The sequence below is a fragment of the Pseudoalteromonas sp. Z1A6 genome (assembly GCF_011378745.1).
Classification (GTDB): domain Bacteria; phylum Pseudomonadota; class Gammaproteobacteria; order Enterobacterales; family Alteromonadaceae; genus Pseudoalteromonas; species Pseudoalteromonas arctica.
Window position 1 is genome coordinate 1 of sequence record NZ_WTKW01000168.1, and the last position, 8,998, is coordinate 8,998.

Consider the following 8,998-nt stretch of genomic DNA (forward strand, 5'->3'; position numbering starts at 1 on the left):
GACTTCAAAAGAAGTGGCGCGAGTATATAGAATAAAAAATTTAAACCTATCTTTTTTAATCGCTTATTTCAATTTTAATAACGGCCTATAAACCACGGTTATTAGAATATAAAACACAGCTATTTACGGCGAATTTATAACGACTATTCAATGTAGGTTAATCGTTTATTGGTATGGTCGGTTTAAGTTTTTAACGTTCATTAAAGAGGTTATTTATGGCAAAAGAAAAAATAGTACTCATAACCGGCGCTTCAAGTGGCATTGGTGAAGCAACCGCAAAAACCCTTGTAAATAATGGTCATAAAGTAATACTTACCGCTAGACGCGAAGATAAGTTAACTGAGTTAGTAGAGTCACTAGGCTCAAATAATGCACTGGGCGTAGCCGCAGATGCAACCGACTTTACCGCGCTTGAAAACGTAGTTGCCAAAGGTATTGAGAAGTTTGGCCGATTAGATGTTGCCTTTGCTAATGCAGGCATGGGTGTTTCAACCGCTGGCACCGAAAAAGGTGATCCCGATGAGTGGTCAACTATGATCGACATAAACATTAAAGCCCTACTGTGGACTGCAAAATTAACACTGCCGCATTTACGCCAAAACAAAGGTCACTTTATATTAACCAGCTCTGCCGCTGGCCGTAAGCCAATTGGCGGCTCTATTTACGGTGCAACTAAATGGTTTGCTTATGGCTTTGGACAAAACTTAGCTGAGGAAATGAGCGAATGGAACGGCCGCTGCACAACCATAGCACCAGGGATGGTAAACACCCCGTTTTTTGATGACGCTAAACCCGACAAACTCGACCCACAAGATGTAGCCGACGCCGTATTATTTGCAATAGAAGCAAACCAACGCAACAGCGTACGCGAAATCTATTTAATGCCAACTAATTAACGTTAATTGGTTAAGTTCGGGCTGTCAGGTTTAATGCTAATGGTATTAAACCTGATGGTTATTAGTGCTTAGCTTGGGTTAGATGTTAGTAGGTAAGAATGAATTAAAGGTATTAGGCATTTAAAGTCTTATTAATTGCCAATGCTGCCCTTAAACCATATGTAAGCAAAATATAGAGCAACGGTAATATATCCAAAAGAAATAATTAGGTTTACTTTCCAAAGGTTTAGCCAAAAATTGCCTCTGAAATAAGTGCGTTCTCTTACTTTATGGTAAAACAATGCTACTGAAGAGGGTACTAATATTAACGCAGACCAACCAAGCATAGGTAACACCATAAACATAATGCCTATCCCTGCACCTCCTGCTGAAGCGTCGGATGTTTCACCATCAATTGGGGCTAGCATCACGTAGCCTAAAATAAACCCGGCAATCGCAAGTATAAAACCTAAAAGCTGAAGTGTTCGCATAATTATCCTTGGCAACTAACGAGACTGTAAAATAACGCCAACAGCCAAATTCAATTAAAAACAAGATCCTGTAATTAACTCTAAGCGTTTTTAAAGCATTACAAAATTTAGGTTGGGTGTCACTGTAATTCACATAACGTTTGCAATAAATTGCTAATTTTACTAGCAGTCCACCTAAGGGCCTGTTGTTAGCTCACTTTAAGCTATCAAGCTCTTCGATATTCATAGATGCTCCAAAATCACTTTCATAATGAAAGTTGTGCCATCTACTTACACCTACACGTATTTGTCCTTCTTTTATTTTACTTCTCAGCTCTTCCACTGACTCAACTCCTGTGATTTTTGCAAGTTTAAGATAATTCTTATGTTGCGCGGCCCTGACAAAAAATGGATAACCATTTGCATAAGATGAATAATGTAATGTTGCAGGATACCATCTAGTTTCTGGGGTTATAAAGGACATGAGAAGCGTAAGAAGATCTGCTTGTCGAATATCTGAAAAAGGGATGTCCTCTCGGTCAGCTTGCTTTTTAATAAGTTCCGCAGCGGGTGCATATAATTTTTGGTTAGGTGGTGCTAAAACCGATTGTAAAGTTTCAGAATAGCCATAGAAGCAGTCAAATTTTTCAAACTTATTATTACCATATTGATCTGATGAAGGTAATAAATAATGGGAAGTGTAAATGTGATTTAATACACCGTAGGCTCCTGTCTTTAGCAATGCAGCAACTATATAAAGAAATGTTTCATAAACAAAAACTGAGTGGGCTTCAAACCAAGAATCATTCCAGCTATTTATTTCAGCTGGTCTAGACTTCAATTCTCTAAGCTTTTCAAGCATATCTATTAATGACTCTGAAAAAGTAGATTCATCGGTAATTTCACTTTCTAATAAAACCCAATCACAAAGGTGATTTCTTACGGCTTTTAACTTATTACAATCCTCTAGAACTTTTTCACCTATCGATTCAACGTCAGGACGCTCTCTTACCCTTAAGTCATCAGCGTATGCAATGCATGATTCGATGAAATCTCGTCGATAATGATTAAGACCTTTTTTGTCTTGTAAAACAGCTTGTTTTAACGAGTTAAATTTTGCAAAAGTTTCACTTGTTGGGATTGGCGTATCACTTGTTATAAAAGTTGGAGCCTTTCCCTTTTTTGGTTTTACGTACTGTGGCTTCCCATAAAGAAGGCGAATGAGCTGTTCCCAATTCTCATTTTCAGCTTCAGAGCTAGAAAAATTAATCCACATCCGTGATTGCATAAAGGCAGGTAAAACAGGCTCACCTTCAGAAAATTCACATACGATTGGGATGAACTTTGATTGCTTCACCTTCTGATAAACTTCACCAGATATAATCTGAGACTCAGTACCTACCCCAGCCTTACGGGCATTTGCTTTATCAGCATATACCTTATCGCAAATAACAAGTACATGGGTGACTTCAGGGTCAGTAACCATACTTTCCATAAAAGCATACTTATCGTCTCCTTCTTTCAAGTCATAAATATCTAAGATAACATCGACGCCATCGGCAACAAGCCTATCAGCCCAATGTTTCACTAACTCTTGGTGAGTTTGATCTGACCAACTATACGAAATAAATACTTTTGGATCTTCCATAAACCTAGACTCTTATATTGAGAGTGATGTAGAGAGCTAACAATTTAGTCTACAACATTTGTCGTTTTACAAACCGATAAGTGTACCTGTATTACAATGATTTTATCCTAGCTATAAAATAAACACCTGTAAACAATTAGTTAGCTTCGCCTTACCTTATCTAAATGTAGCAAAACCCCAAATTGGTGGAGATCAGTAATATCAGGTAAATCGCTGTTTAGTTGCACAGCTTGATAATTAGTTAAAAGGTTATATTTTAAACATCTATGTTTAAACCAATAACGCGTCCCCCCTGCCCCCCTTAAACCTGTAACTTGTTATTACTTATAAAATTAGTTAAAAATCACAATCTCCTTCTATTGAATCCTGTGTATTTTTACTTCATATTAAATACTCTTATTTCTCACTTATTATGCTGTTATGTCATTTTTAAAATTTAGCCATGCACTTATCCTCACACTTGCTAGTACCTTACCGCTTACAAGCCATGCGGCGCTTGATAAAAACGAGCGTGAAATAATAAAACAGGTCGATAAAAACATTCCCCAAGCACTTAAAGAAATAGAGCAAGCCGTAAATATTAATAGCGGTTCGCTTAATATTGAAGGTGTAAAAAAAGTAGGCGCGCTGACAAGCGAGCAGCTTAAAGCCATTGGTTTTAAAGTAAAATGGCTGGATGGCAGTGCGTTTAACCGCGCAGGGCATGTATTAGCAACCCATGAGAGTAATGATCCCGATGCAATAAAAATACTGATGATCGGCCATCTAGATACGGTATTTGCCAAAAACGATAACTTTACTACCTACAAACAACTTGATGCCGATACAGCCAGTGGCCCAGGCGTTGCCGATATGAAAGGTGGTAACACGATAATAATTACAGCACTTAAAAGCTTACAAGCCCTTAATTTACTCGAAAGTGTAAGCATAAAAGTATTACTGACTGGCGATGAAGAAAGCAGCGGTCGCCCGCTTAGCTTATCTAAACAAGCTATTGTTGATGCCGCAATTTGGGCTGACGTAGCGCTTGGCTATGAAAATGGCGATAACAATATAAAAACTGCTATGGCGGCGCGCCGTGGTTATACAGGCTGGACGCTAAACGTAACGGCAAATGCAGCGCATTCGTCACAAATATTTAGCGAAAGCGTTGGTTATGGCGCTATTTACGAAGCATCACGCATTTTAAATGATTTTAGAGAGCAACTTGCCACGCAACCTAATTTAACATTTAACCCAGGGCTTATTGTAGGTGGTACAAATGCCGACTACGACAGTGCTAATTCGTCAGCAACGGCGTTTGGTAAAAGTAATGTAATAGCACAAACCGTGCATGTAGCAGGTGATTTACGCGCACTATCGCCAAAGCAATTCGAAAACGCAAAAAGATCAATGCTACTCATTGCTAGCAACAGTTTAAATGGCAGTAAAGCAGAGCTTATTTTTGAAGACGGTTACCCGCCAATGGCATTAACTGATGGCAATAAAAAGCTATTAGAACTTTACAGCGACGCAAGCCACGATTTAGGCTTTAACAAAGTAGTAGCGGCAAACCCACGAAATGCAGGCGCTGCAGATATTTCGTTTGCGGCAAGCCATGTTGATATGGCACTTGATGGTTTGGGCTTAATGGGCAGCGGCGCGCATACCAAAAACGAAACAGCCGATTTAACCAGCCTTGATAAAAACATTAAAAAAACCGCATTACTTATTTATAGATTAGGGCAGCTACAAGAGTAGGTTTTTTTACAAGTAAGCGAGGGCCAAATAAACTCAGTCCTACGCTTACTTACCGTTACTTTAAGACATTATTTTAAACAATAAGTCTTTTACTGTTGCTGGCTCAAATGGTTTATCACAAATTGCATCTACACCTGCTTGGGCTATGTTTGCTAGGTGCGTTTCGTTGGCTTCTGAGCTCACCATTAAAATAGGAATATGCGAGTAGCTATTTGAGCTTCTAACGGCTTCTGTTAGCTCTCGTCCATCCATTTCTGGCATATTGTAGTCGGTTACTATTAAGTCAAACGATTGGTTGTTTAAGTGCTCAATAGCTTCTTTACCGTTTTCAGCTTCTATTGGTGCAGGTATTCCCATACCCGCAAGTACGCGTATTATGTGTTTACGCGCAAAGCGGCTGTCGTCTACCACTAAAACTCGCAGCAACGTTACGTCAAAATGATCAAGTTCTACTTCTTCTTCGCTTATAATATCGAGGGTTGCTTTGAGTGCGCGGGTAATGGCTTTTGCGCTAAAAGGCTTAGGCAAAATAGCCAGCACACCCGATTGGCGTAATTGCTCAAGGTATTTTTTATTACGCTCGCTCGATATAAGCATAAAAGGTTGATGCTCGGTGATAGGGTTTGATCTTATTTCTTGCAATAGTGAATCGGCTGTCCCGTCAGATAAATACATAGAGCTTATAACTAGATCAGGGTGATAACTTGCTAATAAGCTAAGCGCTTGTGTTTGTGTAGATGCAGTTTCAACTTGTTTTACACCACTTTCTAAAAGCGATTTTATTATTATTTTTTGCTGAACCTCTGAAGGCTCTACAAGTAAAATGGACAAGTTTGCTATTGCAGTTAAGTCGCTCATTCAGATCTCTTTAGTATTGTTATAATCAGGATAATAATAACATTTTTGCCTCGTTAATATTATATAAAGAGATTGTAATATTTAAGAAAACATTATCAACCCCTTTAAAATATAGCACTTATTAATTAGATTGAATGTAATCTAATGCATTCATTTTTTTATATGTGACGTTAGCGTGCAAAATATGTGCAGGTTCAGGGTCAACCACTTCAACAGGAATGTCGTAATTTCGGGCTATTTCAATTGCCATTTGCGTAATATTAACGCTAAACGAGGTGCCCATAAATACAATTTTATCGGCGTTGAGCATACGCTGTTGTGCTTGTGTTATTCTGTAAAGCTCGGTGTAGTATTCGTCAAATAATAAAACAAAGGGCTTAAATGAATGGTTTAGCTCAGGCGTTTGGTGTTGAATATTAAATAGCTCAAAAAGAGACTCTTGCAGGCGGCTTTCGTCTACGCTTTCCCACGGGGTGGCAAGTGGCGTGACTGGCTCACCTTGCTCATGAAATAAGGTCATTTGATCAAGCCTGCCGTGTATAGCTATGTAATTTTTATTACCCGCTTTGCCATCAAGCCCATCTATGTTTTGAGTAATTAGGTTTTTATCACTTAGCCAATGGTGTACGTCGTTTGGGCCATGGTTGCGATACGTTGCAAAGCGATGGTAATACCATGCTAAAAATTCTTTAGGGGCATTTTGGTACATTGCGCGCGTTGCCATTTCCATAGGCGTATAATTTTTACTGCCAATGGTCCAATAACCATCCTCCCCTCTAAAGGTGGGAATACCACTGGCTGCGCTGACTCCCGCTCCGGTAATGTAAAGAGTGTTCACTTTGGCGCCTCGTAACCGAGTACGTTAGCGCTTACTTGCTGACTGTTATCAATACCGCCAATTCGATATAAAACACCGCTGTGCTCAAGTAAACCACGATGATCCATACTCTTTACTTCAACTGGTGATAAAATCTGCCATTCGTTTTTTTCGATACTAAAGCGCCAAACATGGTCACTTGCTGGTGCAGGTTTGCCGTCGTAGCCTATTGCGCTGTAGTTATATGGGTTATTAGAGCCTGCCATCATATAAATATTGCCGTTATAGCTGGTAGCTGCCATTCGATAGTGACCGCTGCCCGTTGGATGTGGCAAGGTACGCCAATCTATTTTTTGTGGGTTAGTTGAATCTATTGTGCCTTTTAAGCACTGTGCTACACCTGCAAACGAGCGACGCGAATCAGGATTAGCTTGTGTTTTAACGCCATCACAAATAACAATGGTGTTAGCACTAATAGCAGCGGCTTGGCCAAATACAGGCTCACCTAAAAATGGCGAGGCTTGTTGCCATGTATTATTTTGCGTGTCGTATACTTGCACTAAGTTTACGTTGCCATCGTTATGCCAACCGCTAATTAGATAAATGTAACGCGCTTTGTAGCTCAGCGCGACGCTATCGTCTACGGGTACTGGCATGCTAGCAAGGTGAGTGTAGGTATCTTTTATTACGTCGTACCTATATACGTCGGGGCTTGAAACTTCAGTATGATCCTCTGCTACCGTATAACCGCCAAACACATAAGCGTACTCGCCTAAGCCGACTGCGGTGCTTGCTAAGCGCCCTTTTAATGGCAAGCTTGAAGGCACACCAGTTTTAGATTGCCACTGTGAATCGCCAACTTTAAGCGCCCACACTTTGTTATGTACGGACGAGTATTGTTTATCGCCCCCCAGCCCCATAAAACTTAAAAAATAGGTTTGGTTTTGTACTGTAACTTTAGCCACAGCATTATTAGCAACTGGCTCTGGTAAAGCGGGAAGGCTTGCTAACGCAAGAGAAAAAAGAAGGCTCATAAGGCAAATAATTTAATAAGAATTAATACGCTCAGATTAAATTATTTTAACCTTGTGAGCCAGTATTGTTATATCTAAATAATCAAACGCTTTTGATTAGTAACCATATTAGTAGGCAATACCAATATGCTGATTTACGTGCGCTGCATTTTGCGCTTCATCAACCATTGCAGTTGCATAATCAGTGACCGATACCTTGCTTTCGCCTGCATCATTAGTAAAAAATGTATTACTGCCGATACGATAATCGCCTTCATTATCATCTGGACATGATTTGTGGGCAGCCTATTTATCAAGGAACTACCAACAAACTGTTGTAAGAGCATTTATAGATTTTTTAGCGCAGCACTGGCAAACCGATATTAAAAAATATGTCGGCAAGTAAGGCATTGTAGTTAAGGACGCTGTGACTATTGTTTAACCTAAGGTGATAGTTCAGCTTAGTTATTGAGGTAAATAGGTTACGTTATCTAAGCCTCGTTGTTTATTTTTGTACATAGCTTGATCAGCATACTTTATGAGTTCGTGATCTGTTTGGCCGTGCTCGGGGTAGTTTGCAATTCCTATACTGGGTGAAATATTTAGTAGTACGTCATCTAACTTAAAGACGGCTTTAAACTCAGTGAGGACTTTATTTTTTATTCTGACGGTTTCGTGGCTAGAACTTAAGTTATCTAAAATAATTAAAAATTCGTCTCCGCCTAAACGCCCTACTGTGTCGTAATGCCTTACTGACGCTGAAAGCCTTTTTGCTATAGCGCATAAAAGCTTATCGCCAATTTCATGTCCGTGAGTATCGTTTACTGCTTTAAAGCCATTTATGTCTATAAACAGTAAAGAAAAAAACGTGTTGTCTCTGGTTGCACTAATAATTACTTTTTCTAATCGATTCATCAATAAAGAACGATTTGGTAGGCCAGTTAACACATCGTGCCGTGCCATATAATGGAGTTGATCTTCCATTACTTTACGTTCAGTTATATCGTGCGCGACAGCGATTCTTACTTGATGTTGCTCTGACCAACGAACAGACCATAATATATGAACTACTTGACCATCTTTTCTCATCCAACGGTTTTCAAAGCGAGGGTTCACCATTTCGCCAGACAACAGCGAAGTTACGGCATTATGCGTTTTATAATGATCACCTTCGTAAACATAGTTAATCATTTTTTTGCCTACAACTTCGTCGGCCGTATAACCAAAAATTTGCTCAAATGCTGCGCTTACAAAAACAAATGTGCCTTGTTTATCTACCACGCATACCGCATCAAGCATTAAATCGAGTACTTCTTCGACATTAATTAATTCATTTTTTTCCATACTTTGGTGCCTTCAAAGCAAAACCAAGCGAATTTAAGTATTCTATATACCTTTAATAAAAGCAAAGGTAATTGAAACTACAATAATAGTTAATACAAAGTTAGATTAATCGTGCACGTATAATTAATATCGCCCTTGTAAAAGCATGATATGCAAAGTTAAATAATCAATAAGCGCAAAATACTTTGAAGTCCTTCAAAAATAGACTAAATTTTAAATAGTATATAATCATA

8 protein-coding genes and 1 pseudogene are annotated in these 8,998 nt (G+C 39.1%); 3 read left to right on the forward strand and 6 right to left on the reverse strand.

The genetic code is table 11. The features are described from left to right. Positions 1-215 precede the first annotated feature (215 nt). Positions 216-896: an SDR family oxidoreductase gene (locus GQR46_RS11705; RefSeq protein WP_165741038.1), complete on the forward strand. Its 681-nt coding sequence runs from the start codon at positions 216-218 to the stop codon at positions 894-896. A 131-nt stretch (positions 897-1,027) separates the two neighbouring features. Here GQR46_RS11705 and GQR46_RS11710 read toward each other — a convergent pair whose 3' ends face one another. Both GQR46_RS11710 and GQR46_RS11715 read right to left on the reverse strand, forming a co-directional pair. Beyond that, positions 1,028-1,366, reverse strand: a complete 339-nt coding sequence (locus tag GQR46_RS11710) for a carbon starvation protein CstA (RefSeq protein ID WP_165741039.1) — start codon at positions 1,364-1,366, stop codon at positions 1,028-1,030. A 193-nt stretch (positions 1,367-1,559) separates the two neighbouring features. After that, positions 1,560-2,993, reverse strand: a complete 1,434-nt coding sequence (locus GQR46_RS11715) for a toll/interleukin-1 receptor domain-containing protein (RefSeq protein WP_165741040.1) — start codon at positions 2,991-2,993, stop codon at positions 1,560-1,562. 420 nt (positions 2,994-3,413) lie between these two features. Here GQR46_RS11715 and GQR46_RS11720 point away from each other — a divergent pair, with 420 nt between their 5' ends. Further along, positions 3,414-4,733 carry a M20/M25/M40 family metallo-hydrolase gene (locus tag GQR46_RS11720; protein ID WP_165741041.1) on the forward strand — a complete coding sequence of 440 codons (1,320 nt, stop codon included), beginning with the start codon at positions 3,414-3,416 and terminating at the stop codon, positions 4,731-4,733. A 60-nt stretch (positions 4,734-4,793) separates the two neighbouring features. Here the strand turns inward: GQR46_RS11720 and GQR46_RS11725 are convergent, their stop codons facing one another. The 3 genes from GQR46_RS11725 to GQR46_RS11735 form a co-directional block, all read right to left on the reverse strand. Beyond that, positions 4,794-5,591 (reverse strand): response regulator, encoded by a 798-nt coding sequence (locus tag GQR46_RS11725; protein WP_165741042.1) that lies wholly within the window; start codon positions 5,589-5,591, stop codon positions 4,794-4,796. Between the two features lie 121 nt (positions 5,592-5,712). Then, the gene (locus GQR46_RS11730) at positions 5,713-6,429 is read right to left on the reverse strand and encodes a Sir2 family NAD-dependent protein deacetylase (protein ID WP_007586245.1); all 717 of its coding nucleotides are present in this window, start codon (positions 6,427-6,429) and stop codon (positions 5,713-5,715) included. Beyond that, on the reverse strand, positions 6,426-7,442 hold the full coding sequence (locus GQR46_RS11735; protein WP_165741043.1) for a kelch repeat-containing protein: 1,017 nt from the start codon (positions 7,440-7,442) through the stop codon (positions 6,426-6,428). The genes GQR46_RS11730 and GQR46_RS11735 overlap by 4 nt, the downstream gene beginning before the upstream one ends. A gap of 265 nt (positions 7,443-7,707) precedes the next feature. On the opposite strand from GQR46_RS11735, the pseudogene GQR46_RS20665 reads away from it, so the two are divergent. Further along, positions 7,708-7,827, forward strand: a pseudogene (locus GQR46_RS20665) (LysR family transcriptional regulator); the annotation flags it as partial. A gap of 59 nt (positions 7,828-7,886) precedes the next feature. Here GQR46_RS20665 and GQR46_RS11745 read toward each other — a convergent pair. Further along, positions 7,887-8,765, reverse strand: a complete 879-nt coding sequence (locus GQR46_RS11745) for a sensor domain-containing diguanylate cyclase (RefSeq protein ID WP_165729425.1) — start codon at positions 8,763-8,765, stop codon at positions 7,887-7,889. Positions 8,766-8,998 lie beyond the last annotated feature (233 nt).

Bases quoted from the DNA above. Each gene is read 5' to 3' on its own strand.
- GQR46_RS11720 (WP_165741041.1), top strand. From the start codon at position 3,414: ATGTCATTTTTAAAATTTAGCCATGCACTTATCCTCACACTTGCTAGT.
- GQR46_RS11705 (WP_165741038.1), top strand. From the start codon at position 216: ATGGCAAAAGAAAAAATAGTACTCATAACCGGCGCTTCAAGTGGCATT.
- GQR46_RS11725 (WP_165741042.1), bottom strand. From the start codon at position 5,591: ATGAGCGACTTAACTGCAATAGCAAACTTGTCCATTTTACTTGTAGAG.
- GQR46_RS11745 (WP_165729425.1), bottom strand. From the start codon at position 8,765: ATGGAAAAAAATGAATTAATTAATGTCGAAGAAGTACTCGATTTAATG.
- GQR46_RS11715 (WP_165741040.1), bottom strand. From the start codon at position 2,993: ATGGAAGATCCAAAAGTATTTATTTCGTATAGTTGGTCAGATCAAACT.
- GQR46_RS11735 (WP_165741043.1), bottom strand. From the start codon at position 7,442: ATGAGCCTTCTTTTTTCTCTTGCGTTAGCAAGCCTTCCCGCTTTACCA.
- GQR46_RS11710 (WP_165741039.1), bottom strand. From the start codon at position 1,366: ATGCGAACACTTCAGCTTTTAGGTTTTATACTTGCGATTGCCGGGTTT.